This is a genomic window from Terriglobales bacterium (assembly GCA_035567895.1).
Classification (GTDB): domain Bacteria; phylum Acidobacteriota; class Terriglobia; order Terriglobales; family Acidobacteriaceae; genus Gp1-AA112.
In genome coordinates this window covers 71,048-86,970 of record DATMPC010000060.1, presented here as the reverse complement: position 1 = coordinate 86,970, position 15,923 = coordinate 71,048, and the positions used below count along the sequence as shown (strand labels likewise).

Sequence of the window (15,923 nt, the reverse complement as noted above, 5' to 3'; positions counted from 1 at the left end):
CACTTGTCCGAATATCGCAATCAGCTACGTGAACGGTTGCGTGATGAAGTCCTGGTAGCGTCGCAGCTCCGCGAGTGACGCCTGCGCGAGCAGGGGAAAAAGGATAGCGCGACACTGTTTCGGAACTCGCGTGACAGTTAAAGAATCGCAGATCACCGCCGCGGCCTGACCGAGTCCCTTTTCCCATCCGCCTTCCCGCACATCCCGGACCAGAAGGCCATCGGAGTCAAAGCCTGCGGCGACCAACATGGTTCGCGCCCGTTTCAGGAAGTCAGGCCAGCCCGAGACCACGGCAACCAGCGCGTCCCTGCGCGCAGGCATCCATGGAACCAGCGAGTCCGTTACCGACCGCACCCGCAGCCCAATGCACTCCACTCCCTCCGGCAACTTTCCGCGAACAGTAGCCACCTTGCTGGGCATGGCGACGGGAATCGCGCTCTGCAGCAGCTCCGGCGAATTGCATGCACTCAAACCCAACGCCATTACGGGAAACGTAACCACCTGCTGCATCTCGGCTACCACAATGTTCGCCAGTTCCGCATCGGGTTCGATCAAAAGAAAGTGATCGGGCGGCTGCAGGTCGAGCCAGTGGCGCAGGCGCCTGCGAACCACACTAAGCGGAATGCCGGATTGCCGGGCCAACCGGAATACGCTCGCGATCAGCCGATCGAGGCCCAATTCGGGCAACAAAGGCTTTTGCTCGGAATGCTCGCGAATGTAAACCCCACTTCCCTGGCGTAGCTCGAGCCATCCCGCCTTTTTGAGGTCCCTGTAAGCAGCGCTGACGGTATTCGCATGAATGCGAAACCGGCGCGCCAGTTCCCGTGTACTGGGCAGGCGAGTGCCCGCCTTTAGATCTTCGCTTAGTATCGCGAGGACAATCTGCGTTGTCAGTTGCTCGCGAATCGCCACTTCGCTCGCATGAGAAATCCAGAAGCGCATGCGCACTGTCTCCTAGTATCCCGAATGGACATACATTCTCCGCTAAATTGCGGAAATTCTGTGTAACTTGCCCCCTAGTTATCCAAGATAGGGAGATCAAGGACTCCGCCAAGTGACGCCCTTGTGAACCGTCAGCACTCGCTCCTAAAGAGTCCTAATCGGAGCTTGTCTGGTAAATACCTTCGGCCATTCGCACCTTCCGGCCCGCGCATCGTCGCGTGTACTCTAGTCAACTAATTCGATTTGCCTTACGAGGTCTCGTGAACCTTACCGCGATCGACTGGACCATCATGCTGGTGTACTTCGCCTTTGTGCTGGGCATCGGCGTGGCACTCAAACGTTACATGCGCACCAGCACCGACTTTTTCCTCGCTGGGCGCGCGATTCCCGCGTGGATCTGCGGGCTGGCATTTATCTCTGCCAACCTAGGCGCGCAAGAAGTGATTGGCATGGGCGCATCGGGCGCGAAATATGGAATTGCAACCAGCCACTTTTATTGGGTGGGAGCCATTCCAGCCATGGTCTTCGTGGGAATCTTCATGATGCCGTTTTACTACGGCTCGCGCGCGCATTCCGTGCCGGAGTATCTGCGTCTGCGCTTCGACGAGAAGACGCGAGGGTTGAACGCGATCTCATTTGCGATCATGACGATTTTTTCGTCGGGAATCTCGATGTATGCGATGGCGCGCTTGATCCAAACGCTGCACATATTCGACTCGCTCTTTCACGGCTTGCATCTGGGTTACGAAGCGATCTTTGACTTCTCGATCTTTCTTTCCGCGGTCATCGTTCTTGCCTACATTCTTCTCGGTGGACTTACGAGCGCAATCTACAACGAAGTTCTCCAATTCTTTTTGATCGTCGCGGGCTTTCTTCCACTCGTGTGGTTGGGATTGAGAAATGTGGGTGGATGGCAAGGCCTCGCGGCAAAGCTTCCGGAGAGCTTCAGCCACTCATGGCGCGGCATGGGTAGCCCGAGCACGAATCCCATGGGAGTGGAGTGGTTTGGACTCGTCGCCGGCCTCGGATTTGTTCTGTCTTTCGGTTACTGGTGCACTGACTTTCTCGTTGTCCAGCGGGCAATGGCTGCGGATTCCATGAGCGCCGCGCGGCGCACGCCGTTGATCGCCGCTCTGCCAAAGATGTTCTTTCCCTTTCTGGTAATTCTGCCTGGATTGATTGCGATCGCCGCCAGTCCTTCAGCTACCGCGAGAGTCAGCCTCGCCGATAAGAATGCGACAGTTGCGCTGCAACCGACGGAAAATCCGGCGTCTTCAGGATCTGTAACCTTGAGAAAAGGTTTGATCCCAGCGAAGGTCGACGCAAGTGGAAGTCCGATTCTCGACAGCACGGGCAAACCACAATACGACTATGACCTCGCGATCCCGATGATGCTGCTGCACTACTTCCCTACTGGTGTGCTCGGACTCGGACTTACCGCGCTGCTCGCCAGTTTCATGTCGGGAATGGCTGGAAACGTAACCGCCTTCAATACAGTGTGGACCTATGACATCTATCACGCGTATTTGAATCGAAAAGCCAGCGACGAGCACTTGTTGTGGATGGGTCGCATGGCCACCGTTTTTGGCATCGTACTTTCCATCGCCGCGGCATATGTCGCCGTGAAATTCAACAACATCATGGACATGCTGCAACTGGTATTTGCCTTCGTGAATGCGCCGTTGTTTGCCACATTCCTTCTGGGCATGTTCTGGAAGCGCACTACCGGCCACGGCGCATTTGCGGGCCTGCTTTCAGGCACCGTTGCTGCTGCTCTGCACCACGGACTGACCCTACCGGTCGGACAGCCGATCGGGATCAAGGGCGGCTGGATCACGGTATTGCGGAATTATCCCAGCGAGATGGCTCAGAACTTCTGGACAGCAATCTTTGCCTGGACTACATGTTTTGTAGTCACGATCCTTGTGAGTCTGATAACCAAGCCACGCGCCGAATCCGAACTAGTTGGCTTGGTTTACTCACTCACAGAGAAGCCGAAGGAGACAGATGCAGCCTGGTACACACGTCCGGGAGTGCTCGCGATCATCGTGCTCGGTCTCACGATTTTGCTGAATGTGGTGTTTTGGTAAAGCAATAAGCGATAGGCCGCGAAAGCGCAGAGGAAATCAGAATGGGCTTAGATATTCGTCTTCCAATCGGCTCGATGTTTCTCTTCGTCGGAGCGCTGCTCACAATTTACGGAGCAGTGCGGCCGCTGGCGTCGACCTCGGTAGGCATTAACATCAACCTCACTTGGGGAATAGTGCTGCTGGTGTTTGGGATCGTAATGGTTTTGCTTGGGCGCCAGGGATCGCGCGTGTCGAAAACCCCTCCGGCGTCGCGTGAGGTTCCCGCGCGGGGCGGGCACTAAAGCGATTGGAGTGACTGTAGACCTCTCCGCCAAGCTTCGACGGCTAATCTCCGCTGCCCAACAAATATAGACACTCATCCCTCAGGCCGCCGCGTGCCTGCTAACGTACCCATCAAAGCTGATGCGGCCTGGGGGATCTGCTGTTTGCATCACCAACGAAACAGCAGATCCCCCGCGCCGCAAGAACTAATTCTGGATGCAAAAGCGCTGTAGCTGCGGCGCGAGGGATGACAGTTCCACAAAGGAACCCACAGCGATAACGCGCCAAAGCTGCCTCGGCGAAGTCGGCGTTAGTCGTACCTCTCATAAACAATCTGCTTGCGGTCCCAACCTAGTTCCTCTTTCAGCATCTTCCGTGTTGCCGAGATCATGTCGTTCAGGCCGCAGACATAGGCCTCCATGTTCGTTCGTTCCGACTCGGGACGAGCCATAACGATCTTGCGCACCTGGTCCTGCACATATCCGCGTTCGCCCTTCCAGTCGTCGGGAGCTCGGCTCAACGTAATCACGTAGTGGAAATTCGGAAAATCGTGGGCCACCAGGTCGAAATAGTCCTTGTAATAGATATCGACAGGATAACGGGTGCCGTAAACCAAATGAATCTCACGGCCCTTGTGCCGCGACTCATCAGCGAATAGCCATTGCACGAATCCACGGATCGGGGCTATGCCAGTGCCGGTCGCAATAAGAATTGAGTCACGGAGCGGATTTCGCAAAACGAAAGTGCCGTGCGGACCGTGGAACTTTACTGTCTCTCCTTCCTTCATGTCGCATAAGAAGTTGGAGAAGAATCCTTCTTCCACGCGATTCAGGCAGAGATCAAATTCATTCTTACGTGGCGCTGAGGCCAGAGAATATGCGCGGGTAATCGTCTTGCCATCGCGAGGCGCGACCAGCGAGATGAACTGGCCGGCGGCGAAGTCGAACCGCTCCATGTCCTCGATCGCGAAAACCAGATGCTTGGTTTCGCTCGACTGCGAGAGCCACTCCTGCTGCACCAGGCGCGCGGTATGCAAAGGCCGCTCGATCAACTCTTGTCCTCAAACATAGCAGTGGGAGGTTGCTGATGGACGCTCATCACGATGAACCATTTGCGTCGTGGGTTCTTGAGATAAGCCTGCAGGAACACACGCATGCCCTCCGTTATTTCGGAGTGCGTCGTCCCTTGGGAGTTATCTCCTCTTCTTCCGGTTCATTGACCGGCGGCTCGTCATCGTCGACTACCGCTGGCGGTCCCTGTGATCCGGCTCCCTCCCCCAATTCGAACAATGCCATCACCTGGTATCCGGCCGCCTCGGCTGCATCGATTCGGGACTCAATCTGCAGTTCCAGTTCGTGCAACTTCTGCGGATCCGGAGTCGGCGATTCAGCGATCCGTATGAGCGCAGGCAACGCCATCCACCAGAGCAAACATTGGTACATTTCCTTGTTAAAGTAACGAACGCCCTGATAGTCATGAACGTTGATCAGCCACAAAACATCGGGATCATGCAGCCAGCTATACGGCGATTTGGCTGATCGCGGCGCTCCAGGCAGCCACGCTTCATTTGCCAGCACGGCGCGGACGCGCGCGCTTGCGCGCCATTTTTCCTCACCCTCAAGACCAAATCGGGAGAAGGCGTCGGCCAGCGGTTCGCGCAACCTGAGCGCGTCGAAAAGCCTCTTGCCGGCTTGTTCGGGCTCAGACGCACTCAGCAGTTCGCCGAGACCATGCAACGCCGCCCAGGCAATCACAGTGGCCCAACGCGCCAGGTTCTCCTTTTCCGCATCGTTGGGAAGAACCGAGCACGCATGGGTTGACCACGCCACACGGAAATGTTTTTCCAGCGAAGGGATGCGGCGAGTTGCTTCCACCTTGCGCGTGAAAGAGGCTACGGCGGCCTCCAAACTCCCATGCCATTCGCCGTGCCCGGGCACTCCCATGGACTCGGCAGACTCACCCGAAACGAGCGCTTGAGCAGCTTTCAGCATCGACTCCACGCGCTGGGCTAATAGATCGAGCGCCTCTTTTCTGCGTTGCAACGCGTGTCCATCACCAGTTTTCTGTCCCCGAGTGCCTGCTGGCCCTTTCTTCGTCGAAACTGCAGCAGGTTCCGGAGCCAGTGCGGTTTGCTTGCCGGCTTGTTCGCTCTGCGGAGTAGTCACTTCGAAAAGGTTTGCGATGAGTGGAGGATCGAGAACAGCGCCCAGTGCATCGTGCACCGGCTTCAACTGCAAATCCCGCATTGCATCGGCCAGGCTGGCGACGCCTTTGCCGCGCAAGTGCTCGTACAACTCTCGCCAGGGATGATTCACGTCGTCGCGCAGATGCTTCCAGTCGAGAAGGACGTGACACTGATATCCGCCGAGATCGAATCGCATGCCCTTTTCTCTCAGCTCACTACCGCTAAATATGTGTTCGAGGCCGGTGACGGTATCGCGCGTAGCTACGAATTGCGCCGCGTCGCCGGTGACATTCAGGGCGTTCGCCAAGTCGCGTTGGCGAAGCGCGCGACCTCCGTCGGGAAATTTTTCAGCAAAAGAGCTGGAGATTCGGATCCAGCCGTGAGCATCGGCGAACTTATTGTTGTAAACCACCAGCGCTCGCTGGCCGCCGCCCAGGCTGTTCGAGTAGGCAAAGACGTTTTCGTTTACCGATCCTGACTCGTTGTAGAAATCATAGAGCAGGAAATTGCGGACTTCGGCAAACAGCGGGCGCCGGTGCAGCAGCGGAGCAATCTGACGTTCATGGCGCGACACCAGCCACGGATCTGCGGATTCGTCGTGATAGGCGCGACGATATTCCATTCCATAACGCTCCGTGAAGCCTTCCACCTGTCCGTGTCCAAACATCGGTAACCCAGGCAAGGTGGCCATAAGCGTGCAGACTCCGAAATATTTGTCGCCCTTCCCAAATTGGTCCACCGCAGTGCGCTCGTCAGGATTGTTCATGAAGTTGACGTAGCGCTTGAGAATCTCCGGATCGAATTCGAGCGTGTTCTTGATCACGTTCCGATAATTTGCGTTCTCTTCATCGCGCAGCATGTTCATGAAGGCGCTGTTGTAGACGCGATGCATGCCCAGCGTGCGCACGAAATATCCTTCGAGCAGCCAGAAGGCCTCGGCAAGCAGCAGGGTGCCAGGAGCCTCAGCAGCGCATCGATCCACTACGTCACGCCAGAATTCGCTCGGCATCGCCGTATCAAACTCCGGCTTAGTGAGTCCGTGCTCCGCGCGCGAAGGAATCGCGCCTCCAGTGCCCGGCACGGGAAACCACAGGCGCTGGTAATGCTGCTTCGCCAATGTCATGGCGGCATCGAAGCGAATCACCGGGGATAGGCGAGCGACATACAGAATCTTCTGGATCACCGCTTCCCGCACTTCGGCGTTCAGGTAGTTCAGCTGCGCGGTGTCGTTCCACGGATAGCTCGTGCCATCGTTCCCGTGGTAGATGTACCGAGACTCCCCGCTCCAGCGATCGCGACGGCGGAAGACGACCGCGGCATCGGTTTTGTTGTAGTAGTGATCTTCAATCTTGATCTCGACGCGTCCGTCAGTAGAAAGATCTGGCCCATCGAAGCGATATGCGGGAAAAGGCGGATACGGAAGCGAGATGAACCAGTCAGGATGCTCCGTAACCCAGCGCGAGTCGATCCCGGTGTGATTCGGGACCATGTCTGTTCCCATGCGAATACCACGAGAGGCAGCGCGATCCTTCAAATTGAGGTAGGAACCTTCGCCTCCGAGTTCTTCGGCGATGGTGTAGTCGAACAGCGAATATGCGGAAGCTGCGGCCTCGGGGTTCCCAGTAAGCTGCTTGACCCGCTGTGAGGCTTTGCTTCGCTCCCAAACACCGATCAGCCAGAGCACATTGAATCCTCGGTGCGCTAGCGTATCGAGTTCCTCATTGGGAACCTGGTCGAGGCGGTGGATATGGCGCTGGTAGATCCGTGACAATTGATCAAGCCATACGAAGGTGCTCTTGGCGATCATCACCGTGCGCGGCATCCAGTCCACGTCTGGACTGAAACGCTCGTATTCAGGCTCTTTCAGGTTGTAATGGGGAATAGCAGCGGCGCTGGAGTCGCCACGGTCCTGCGGGAAACCAAAGTGGTCAGCGTGTCCTGCGTCTGGGTGGAAGCGCATCCAGATAGCGAGCTCTTCCTCTTTGAAAATATCCAGAGCCACCAGAATGCGCCGGATCATGTCGCCAAGCTCTTGCTGCCAGGCCTCACGCATGTAGGCCAGCTGTCCCTCCAGGGAATCTGGCGATGCCAATGCCGGCGCCTGCAACAAATCGACGAGGTTCTGATTCGCAGGACCAAAGGTCGGACGGGTCTTGAAATACTCCTTGAGGTTAGACGTGATCTTTGGATAAGCCGTGCTCTTCTTGAGTTCAGAATCGTCGAATAGCTCCTTGAAGCGGAGAAACGCTGGATTGGAGTTCGCCAACCACAGCATCATCATTTCTTCCAAAGCCACGGAGCGATGCGGGGTATCTCCGCTCGAACCGTCTAGCCACTCACTCGCAGACTGCTTTCCGGCATACACATCGCGAGGCGGAAATTGCTCGGTAAAAGCGAGCAATGTACTGTGAACCGAATCGCGGCCGACCTGCGCCTCGAACCACGCGAGTGCATCGATCATTACGCTGGCGTCGCGTCGCTGACGGTATTGCGCGAGCAGCGCATGCAGCAACTCGTCAATCAAGGCCATTGCGTTCAGCGCGCCGGCATGAACGGTCCGCTCAGGATTGCGCTCCACATCGCGCTGCCGGTTCATCTTCTCGGCGAAGCGGCGGCTGGCAGCAACGTTGGCAAACATCACGTTGCCGTTCCACGAGAACAGCTCCTCCTCAAAACCGTAGCGCTCGCGGGCGGCGCGTGAGACGTGGAACTCGAATCTCGGGAAAGGATCCATTAGCCCCTTGAGGAGACTTCTATTAAAACAGAATCGAGAGCAGTGAGATTGCACGCCAAGAAAGCCGACTGCCTGCATCCTCGAGCCGAACGAAGATTTTCGGTGGCAATGATAGTCGAAAGAGAGACGCGTGAGTGGAATGAACTGGGCCGCAGGTCTGCTCGCACCGGCCGAGGACGGCCGGAACCACGTTAACGAAAGCGAATCGCTACTCTACCGTTACTGACTTGGCCAGGTTCCTCGGCTGGTCCACGTCGCAGCCCCGGCGGACAGCGATGTGATACGCCAGCAACTGGAGTGGCACGACTTCCAGAATGGGAAGCAGCAGCTCGGGAGCCTTGGGAACATAAAGGACGTGGTCTGCGGACTCGTGTATCTCTTCATCGCCTTCGGTGGCGATGGCAATTACCTTGCCTGAACGCGCAGTGACTTCTTTGATGTTCGATGTGGTCTTTTCATAACGCAATACCGAATCGGGATCGTCCGGATCTTTCGTTGCCAGAACTACCACGGGAAGATTCTCGTCGATCAATGCGTTGGGACCATGCTTCATCTCGCCCGCAGGATAACCTTCGGCGTGAATGTAGCTGATCTCTTTGAGCTTGAGAGCGCCTTCGAGGGCGATGGGATAGTGAATGCCGCGTCCGAGAAATAGAAAGCCTTGGACCTTTTGATACTGGCGCGCAAGACTGTCGCAGGCCTCGTCGTGATTAAGAATCGATTCCAGTTTGCCCGGCAGCTTGGTGAGTTCCTGCACCAGCCTGATCGATTGGGCTTCGTTCAACTGATTGCGTTTCTGCGCAAGGAACATGGCGAACAAGAACAGCGCCGTAAGCTGCGCCGTAAATGCCTTGGTGGAGGCCACTCCGATTTCTGGACCCGCGTGCGTGTAGATGGTGCCGGACGCCTCGCGAGCAATCATCGCGCCGACTACATTGCAGATAGCGAGCGTCTTAGAGCCCTTGGCTTTGGCTTCGCGTTGCGCTGCGATTGTATCGGCGGTTTCGCCTGATTGCGTTATGAGCAACGTGAGAGCATCGGGTCCCGTTATGGGATCGCGATATCGATATTCGCTGGCGTAGTCGACCTCTACCGGTACGCGCGCGAGGCGCTCGATCATGAACTTACCCGCCAGCCCAGCGTGCCAACTGGTTCCGCAAGCGGCGATGTTCACCTTGTTAGCTTTGCGGAACTCGTCCTCGCTGATTTCCATCTCCTCCAGGAAGACCTTGCCGGAATCCTGCGAGATGCGTCCCAAAGTGGTATCGCGAACGGCGCGCGGCTGCTCATAAATCTCCTTGAGCATGAAGTGCTTGAAGCCGCCTTTTTCCGCCTGGATAGGATCCCACGTGACGCGCTGCGCCTTCCGCTGGAGAGGTTGGCCGTCGAAATCTGTGACGTGCACTCCAGAAGGTGTGATCACTGCCAAATCGCCATCGGCGAGGAAGAACAGATCGCGGGTGTGATGCAGAATGGCCGGAATGTCGGAGGCGACGAAGTACTCGTTCTCTCCAAGACCGATCACGGCGGGCGGCCCATTGCGAGCCGCGACGATCTTGTTCGGCTCATCCGCACTGATGACCACCAGCGCGAAAACGCCGGTGAGCTGCTTCACTGTCTTGCGCACTGCGTCTTCAAGCGCAGGACGCGTGCCGTTGCTGCTCTTCAGCGCGTTTTCAATGAGGTGGGCGATGACCTCAGTGTCAGTTTCGGTGGTGAATTTATGACCTTCTTCGATCAGCCTTTTCTTCAGCGAGAGATAGTTCTCGACGATACCGTTGTGAACTACAACCACCCGTCCGGTGCAATCGCGATGTGGATGAGCGTTTTCTTCGGTGGGACGTCCATGCGTCGCCCAGCGCGTGTGGCCAATCCCATAAGAGCCTTCAAGAGGTTTGAGGCGAATAACCTCTTCCAGATTCCGCAACTTGCCTTCTGCGCGGCGCACCTGAAGTCCATCTCCATTCCCGGCGACCGCAATTCCTGCGGAATCGTATCCGCGATACTCAAGCTTGCGCAGTCCCTCAATGATTACTGGGACTACGCTCTTTTGACCTACATACCCAACGATGCCGCACATACGCGAATATTCCTCAGCTCAGAGCCGTTTGCAGTCTAAAAGATTCTATTCCCATGGATGCGAGTTGCTGCCCAGGAGCGTACCTGAACTTACCTTGAGGGGGGCAATTACGAGGGGATTGAAGAAGGTTACTAGTCTTCGAGCCTGTACGCAAATTCTTCGATTACCGGATTCGTGAGCACTTCACGGGCAATACGCTCAACTTCCGTCTTCACTTTATCTCTTTCCAGGTTCGGTTCCAGTGTCAGAAGAAAATACTTTCCCTGGCGAACGTCTTCCACTCCCTTGTAGTTCATCTTCTTCAAGGCACCCTGAATCGTTTTTCCTTGGGGATCGAGAACCGTGGTCTTAAGAGTGACGTAAACGTGAGCTTTCATCGAATCTGCCTCGATTATACGGGACTAGGAACGATAGACTTGAAGCATGATCGATTACGGCGCGCTGCCGCTGGGGGATAAGGCACCGGAAGTTGTGAACGTGGTGGTGGAGATTCCTCTTCAGTCCATCAACAAGTACGAGTACGACAAAAAGCTTCACGTCTTTCGCCTCGACCGGAATCTCTACTCCCCAGTGCACTTTCCCGGCGACTATGGCTTCCTGCCGAGCACGCTGAGCCATGACGGCGATCCTCTAGATGTGCTGGTACTCGTCGATAGTCCCAGCTTCACCGGCTGCGTGATGGAAGTACGCCCGATCGGCGTTCTCGACATGCTCGATCAAGGTGTCCACGACGAGAAGCTACTGGCCGTGGGCAAGAGCAATCCCCGTTACAAGGACGTTTGGAACCACTCAGAGATCTATCCCCACATCCTCCGGGAGATTACCCACTTTTTCTCGATCTACAAAGACCTGGAAGGCAAGCGCGTCGAAACCAAAGGTTGGCAGGACGCCTCCGTGGCCCGAGCCCTTATCACCGAGAGCCAAAAAGCCTTCACCGATCAGCAGAAGCGGGCGGCGGGAAAGACAAGCTAGAAACTCTCCCGCAAGAAATTCAGCAGAAACCAAAAACAGCGACATATACAGGGTGGTTTTCGAATTCGAGTCGAAAATCATTCGAATTCTGCCCAAAATTAGCGGATTCCCGCGAGCCGGCAGGGAACGAGCAGGGATTCTCGGGATTTTTCCGCTAAACCGTTAGCATCACTAGACTAATCGACTACTTGCGGAAAGGAGGCCCAAAACGCAACAGGGCTGACCAGGGAATCCTTGAGGCTTGCAGATGCTTTTTGCTCCCCGAATATCCAGGCCACTTCCAAGCCCAACTACAGACCAAACAACTCCCTCAGCCGCTTCGTCTGCGCCCGGCTCACGGGAAGCTCCGTATGCTTGCGATCATCCATACGGAGTTGGTAGGAGCTCTTGAACCAGGGCAGAACTTCCTTGATGCGATTGATGTTCACCACATGGGAGCGGTGAGCCCGCCAGAAGACGTTGGGATCCAGGCTCTCGAGCAGTTCTTCGAGCGTCCGGCAGTTGGAATGTCCTTCCATGCTGGGAGTAGCGACGGTAATGACGCCCTCGTCGATGGTCGCGAAGCAGACGTCCTTCTGGTCAACCAGGATCAACCGGCCTGCGGAACGCAAGAGTATCTTCTGCTGCTGTGGTTTCTGCTGCTGTTCGAGCAGATTGATCAGGGATTCGAGGCGTTCGCTCGAAGTGGGTGCTGCGGCGAGTTTCTGCTTGGCTTTCTCGACCGACTGAACAACCCGCTTCTTATCGAAGGGCTTAAGCAGATAGTCCACCGCGTTCACTTCGAAGGCGCGGACGGCGTATTGATCAAAGGCGGTGGCAAAGACTATCTGGGGGAGAGGATGCTTCTTGTCGACCAGCCTCTTTATCACCCCAAAGCCGTCAAGACCGGGCATCTGAACATCGAGGAATACCAGCTCAGGATTGTGTTCGCGGATAAGCTGAATTGCCTCGACCCCATTGCTTCCCTGGGCTACTACCTCAACATCGCCAACACTCTTCAGCAGATAGGTCAGTTCCTCGCGCGAGAGCTGCTCGTCGTCAACGATGATGGTCGAGATTGCCATTGAGTGTGACTGAAAAGTATACCGTTAGGACCAGGACTGACGCGCGCCCTCGCGCGGGTGTTCGACGCAAACCCAACAACAACACCAAATGCTCACGCGGATGAACGCTGATTCTAGGGATTCACGCGGATTGGGAGGGCGGCGTACTTTTTGGTCGGAATCAAGAGATGATTTGGGCGGCGTCGTTTGAGACGAACAGAAATATCCTGGGTAAGAACTTAAAGATGCAGGTCAGGGACATCCCATCCCGAAAAGAAAGTCCGTGTGAATCCTGAAAATCAGCGTTCATCCGCGTGGGTATTTGCTTTTCGTACCCGACGAACACCCGGCCGAGGGCGCCCGCAGGTCCGACACCTAACGTCGCTCGCGGTGATGATAAACGTGATCTGCCGTGAGGTTCTCGCCGCAATTGCCGCAGAAAGAATCAGTGATGCGAACTGTGCGCTGGCATTGTGGACAGGTGGGAGCAAGTTGAAAGCGGCACTCGGGGCAGAAGTTCATTCCCGGCACAACGCTCGCCGAGCACTGCGGACAAATAGCGAGCAACGGCTGTCGTAGCAGGAAGTAGAGCACTAGCCCAATGGCGCCGGGCATGAAGATCACCAACGGAGTCCAAAGCGCGAGGTTCATCCCACGGCGCTTGGCATCGCGTGTGACGTAACCGACCATAAGCGTGTAAACACCGAGAACCGTACCCCAAGCAACGCTCCAAAAGATCAGAAACCCGCGCGGCGGCAGATTGTGATCGTGCCTCGCCAGATAGAGGTGAACAGTAGCCTGGACGGCGGCAAAGATCAGAACAGCAAGAGCCACCGACCACTTCGGAATGAGACGAATCTCATCGGCAATCTGCGGTTTCTGTTCTTCTACGTTGGCGTAATCCATAAATTACTTAGAGCCGACTCGTAAGCTAAGCAGTAGCTCGCGCCAATTGCCTAGATGCAGTTTGAGCGAGTTGCGGACGCAACCACAAGGCTACTGCCGCGCCAGTAAGCGCGGGTGTAAACCATGCCACCAGGAATGCCATCTGCCATAGCAAATCGGGAATGTGCAGCCAATGTCCGGTGACATCGAATGACTGCCAAAGGTAAGGCGTACTGCATGCCATCCACACAGATGCGAAGCCTGATGAGATCCAAATCGGACGCATCCTGCGTTGTCGTGCTGCAGTCTGCAGACAGAGCGCGCGAATGCGCCGCTGCGTGCCCTGCACCAAATCGTTGCCGGCACTGATGGAAACGGTCTTCAGTGCACTGATCGCGGCGTGCAACTGCTCATGCTGTGCCTTGCACTCGGAGCAACTCTCGAGATGTTCGCTCAACCAAGTCTGCTCACGCTCGCTAAGAAAGTCCGCAAAAGCTCTGCTCGAAAGTTCCAAAGCCCGCGCGTGATCGTAGCGGCTCATAGTTGTTCCTCCGCGAACGCCGGCTTTAATGCAGCAAGTCCACGATAGAGGCGCGACTTCACCGTCGAAAGCGGCGCGCCGGTCACGGTGGCAATCTCGTCGAGCGAGAGCTCTTCGTGGAACCGTAGCACCAGCACCTCGCGATGCAGCGAATCCAGCCGGCCCAAAGCGGCCTGCACGCTCTCACGATTCTCCCGCGTGGTAACGGCGTCAAAAGGAGACGGTCCCGCGAAAGGAACATCGAATGCGTGCTCGTTGCCAAATTGTTCCTGAAGGGCTTCTAGGCTAGTCGTGGTCTTCTTGCGCGACCAGTCAATTACGAGATGGCGTGCGATGGCGAAGAGCCAAGTATCGAACTTTGATTGGCCGTTGTACTGCTTGCCGCGTTCCATCACGCGGATCCAGGTTTCCTGGAAGATGTCTTCGGCGAGTTCGCGATTGCCGGTAAGAAAGACGAGGTAACGCAGCAGCCGATGTTGATAGCGCTCGATCAGGCGGTCGAGCAGATCCGGGTCTCGCCGACGCAGACCACGGGCGATCTCAACGTTCTCTCGTAGAGTCCACTCCACCGGACGAGTTGCCGCTCTAAACATTTGACTGTTAATACGAGCGATTGTAAGCAAAAGTCGCATCAATTCGCCGGGCCGTAAGTACCTGATTCGGGATGAGTTTACGTTTCTTAAGGTAAGCACACCTAAACCGAAAAAACTATGTGGCACAGCCGCCCTCGGCTGTGGCTTTCGGTCTAGCGCAATTTTTGGCGATCAAGCTCGACTTTGGCGTTGCGTACGTGACCAGGCCCGAAGGGCCGGAAGAACCATGGCCGAGAGTCTTGAAGCTTGGATATGAACCGCAAGAGCCACAGCCGAGGGCGGCTGTGCCACATAGCTCAAACATGGTGCCGGGTCGCGCTACGCCACGTTTTCAATCGCCATAGCGATTCCCATCCCACCACTGACGCATAAAGTCGCGATCCCGAGCTTGGACTTGCGCTTAATCATTTCGTGCAGCAAGGTCACCGTAATTCGCGCGCCCGTGCAGCCGATGGGATGTCCGAGCGCAATCGATCCACCGTTGACGTTCAGCTTGTCGTGATCAAAGTGCAGCTCGCGATCGCAGGCAAGCACCTGCGCTGCAAAGGCCTCATTCAGCTCGATGAGATCGGCAGCTGAAGCCTTAATGCCGTACTTCTCTTCCAGCTTCTTCAACGCCGGTACAGGACCGATACCCATGCGCTTCGGATCGACTCCAGCAGTTGTGGCGCCCACAATTCTCGCCAGCGGCTTGAGATTGTGTTTCTTCGCAAAGGCCCCGCTGCCCAGGACAACGGCGGCGGCTCCATCGGTGATTCCCGAAGCATTCCCCGCTGTCACCGTTCCATCTGCGGCAAACACAGGTTTGAGTTTTGCCATCTTGTCGAGCGATGCCTGGGGCAGCGGATGCTCATCGCGCGCGAACACCTGTGTGCCCTTCCTGCTCTCGATTGTGACTGGAACGATTTCCGCGTCAAAGCGTCCGCTTTGGATCGCGCGCTCAGCGCGCTGCTGAGAGCACAACGCATACTGATCCTGCTCTTCCCTTGAGATTTGAAATTCGCGCGCAAGGACTTCCGCGGTCTCTCCCATTACCATCTGGGCCATGGGGCAGAAGAATCCGTCACGATACATGCCATCGACCAGCTCCTGATTCCCAAGACGGTATCCCCAGCGCGCGCCCTCGAGGTAATAAGGTAGGCGCGACATCGATTCCGTGCCGCCTGCAAGCACGCAATCCAGATTGCCGTTTGCGATTTCCTGAAACCCGAGAGAGATGGCCTTGAGTCCGGAGGCGCACGCCTGATTTACCGTGTATGCAGGTACAGTTTCGGGAACCCCGCTGCGGACGGAAATCTGCCGAGCGACGTTTGGTCCTCCACCGGCCTGGCGCGCGTTGCCGATGATCGTCTCCTCGACGCCTTCGGACGAAACTCCAGCACTCTCCAGCGCAGCCTTGGCTGCAACCACTCCCATGTCGGCGGCGGTCATGTGGGCGAGTGAACCCCCAAATTTGCCTATGGGTGTGCGGACAGCGGAGAGAATAAAAACTTCTTCCAAAGCAACTCCTCAAGATGTAGCCCAGACGCGATATTCCGCATTGGTCCAACTTTTCAGAATAACAAAGGTAGAGAGGCAGCATGCTGCGCCTTGCGAG

General features: G+C 56.3%; 13 protein-coding genes. 3 read left to right on the top strand and 10 right to left on the bottom strand.

All coding sequences use genetic code 11. The annotated features are described in order from the left end of the window. Nucleotides 1–24: 24 nt before the first annotated feature. Nucleotides 25–942 carry a GntR family transcriptional regulator gene (locus tag VNX88_13920; GenBank protein HWY69763.1) on the bottom strand — a complete coding sequence of 306 codons (918 nt, stop codon included), beginning with the start codon at nucleotides 940–942 and terminating at the stop codon, nucleotides 25–27. A gap of 260 nt (nucleotides 943–1,202) precedes the next feature. Between VNX88_13920 and VNX88_13915 the strand changes: the two genes are divergently transcribed. Then, nucleotides 1,203–3,032: a sodium:solute symporter family protein gene (locus VNX88_13915; GenBank protein ID HWY69762.1), complete on the top strand. Its 1,830-nt coding sequence runs from the start codon at nucleotides 1,203–1,205 to the stop codon at nucleotides 3,030–3,032. Nucleotides 3,033–3,073: 41 nt separating this feature from the next. Further along, entirely contained in the window at nucleotides 3,074–3,313 is a 240-nt protein-coding gene (locus VNX88_13910) for a hypothetical protein (GenBank protein HWY69761.1), read from the top strand. Nucleotides 3,314–3,603: 290 nt separating this feature from the next. On the opposite strand, the gene VNX88_13905 is transcribed toward VNX88_13910, so the two are convergent. The 4 genes from VNX88_13905 to purS form a co-directional block, all read right to left on the bottom strand. After that, on the bottom strand, nucleotides 3,604–4,344 hold the full coding sequence (locus VNX88_13905; GenBank protein HWY69760.1) for an FAD-dependent oxidoreductase: 741 nt from the start codon (nucleotides 4,342–4,344) through the stop codon (nucleotides 3,604–3,606). Nucleotides 4,345–4,456: 112 nt separating this feature from the next. After that, nucleotides 4,457–8,212: an alpha-amylase family glycosyl hydrolase gene (locus VNX88_13900; GenBank protein HWY69759.1), complete on the bottom strand. Its 3,756-nt coding sequence runs from the start codon at nucleotides 8,210–8,212 to the stop codon at nucleotides 4,457–4,459. Nucleotides 8,213–8,420: 208 nt separating this feature from the next. Next, nucleotides 8,421–10,292, bottom strand: coding sequence for a glutamine--fructose-6-phosphate transaminase (isomerizing) (gene glmS, locus VNX88_13895; protein ID HWY69758.1), 1,872 nt, complete (start codon nucleotides 10,290–10,292; stop codon nucleotides 8,421–8,423). Nucleotides 10,293–10,423: 131 nt separating this feature from the next. Next, on the bottom strand, nucleotides 10,424–10,669 hold the full coding sequence (gene purS, locus VNX88_13890; GenBank protein ID HWY69757.1) for a phosphoribosylformylglycinamidine synthase subunit PurS: 246 nt from the start codon (nucleotides 10,667–10,669) through the stop codon (nucleotides 10,424–10,426). A 46-nt stretch (nucleotides 10,670–10,715) separates the two neighbouring features. Here purS and VNX88_13885 point away from each other — a divergent pair, with 46 nt between their 5' ends. Next, nucleotides 10,716–11,264, top strand: a complete 549-nt coding sequence (locus VNX88_13885) for an inorganic diphosphatase (GenBank protein HWY69756.1) — start codon at nucleotides 10,716–10,718, stop codon at nucleotides 11,262–11,264. Between the two features lie 290 nt (nucleotides 11,265–11,554). On the opposite strand, the gene VNX88_13880 is transcribed toward VNX88_13885, so the two are convergent. From VNX88_13880 to VNX88_13860, 5 genes are all read right to left on the bottom strand, one after another. Continuing rightward, on the bottom strand, nucleotides 11,555–12,328 hold the full coding sequence (locus VNX88_13880; protein HWY69755.1) for a response regulator: 774 nt from the start codon (nucleotides 12,326–12,328) through the stop codon (nucleotides 11,555–11,557). A 354-nt stretch (nucleotides 12,329–12,682) separates the two neighbouring features. Continuing rightward, nucleotides 12,683–13,213 (bottom strand): zinc ribbon domain-containing protein, encoded by a 531-nt coding sequence (locus VNX88_13875; protein HWY69754.1) that lies wholly within the window; start codon nucleotides 13,211–13,213, stop codon nucleotides 12,683–12,685. Between the two features lie 25 nt (nucleotides 13,214–13,238). Then, on the bottom strand, nucleotides 13,239–13,733 hold the full coding sequence (locus tag VNX88_13870) for a hypothetical protein (GenBank protein HWY69753.1): 495 nt from the start codon (nucleotides 13,731–13,733) through the stop codon (nucleotides 13,239–13,241). Beyond that, nucleotides 13,730–14,326: an RNA polymerase sigma factor gene (locus VNX88_13865; GenBank protein HWY69752.1), complete on the bottom strand. Its 597-nt coding sequence runs from the start codon at nucleotides 14,324–14,326 to the stop codon at nucleotides 13,730–13,732. The genes VNX88_13870 and VNX88_13865 overlap by 4 nt, the downstream gene beginning before the upstream one ends. A gap of 318 nt (nucleotides 14,327–14,644) precedes the next feature. Beyond that, nucleotides 14,645–15,826, bottom strand: a complete 1,182-nt coding sequence (locus VNX88_13860) for an acetyl-CoA C-acetyltransferase (protein HWY69751.1) — start codon at nucleotides 15,824–15,826, stop codon at nucleotides 14,645–14,647. Between the last annotated feature and the right edge of the window lie 97 nt (nucleotides 15,827–15,923).

Coding starts and splice junctions, on each gene's coding strand:
- VNX88_13885 (HWY69756.1), top strand. CDS start 10,716: ATGATCGATTACGGCGCGCTGCCGCTGGGGGATAAGGCACCGGAAGTT.
- VNX88_13870 (HWY69753.1), bottom strand. CDS start 13,733: ATGAGCCGCTACGATCACGCGCGGGCTTTGGAACTTTCGAGCAGAGCT.
- VNX88_13920 (HWY69763.1), bottom strand. CDS start 942: ATGCGCTTCTGGATTTCTCATGCGAGCGAAGTGGCGATTCGCGAGCAA.
- VNX88_13865 (HWY69752.1), bottom strand. CDS start 14,326: ATGTTTAGAGCGGCAACTCGTCCGGTGGAGTGGACTCTACGAGAGAAC.
- glmS (HWY69758.1), bottom strand. CDS start 10,292: ATGTGCGGCATCGTTGGGTATGTAGGTCAAAAGAGCGTAGTCCCAGTA.
- VNX88_13880 (HWY69755.1), bottom strand. CDS start 12,328: ATGGCAATCTCGACCATCATCGTTGACGACGAGCAGCTCTCGCGCGAG.
- VNX88_13900 (HWY69759.1), bottom strand. CDS start 8,212: ATGGATCCTTTCCCGAGATTCGAGTTCCACGTCTCACGCGCCGCCCGC.
- purS (HWY69757.1), bottom strand. CDS start 10,669: ATGAAAGCTCACGTTTACGTCACTCTTAAGACCACGGTTCTCGATCCC.
- VNX88_13910 (HWY69761.1), top strand. CDS start 3,074: ATGGGCTTAGATATTCGTCTTCCAATCGGCTCGATGTTTCTCTTCGTC.
- VNX88_13875 (HWY69754.1), bottom strand. CDS start 13,213: ATGGATTACGCCAACGTAGAAGAACAGAAACCGCAGATTGCCGATGAG.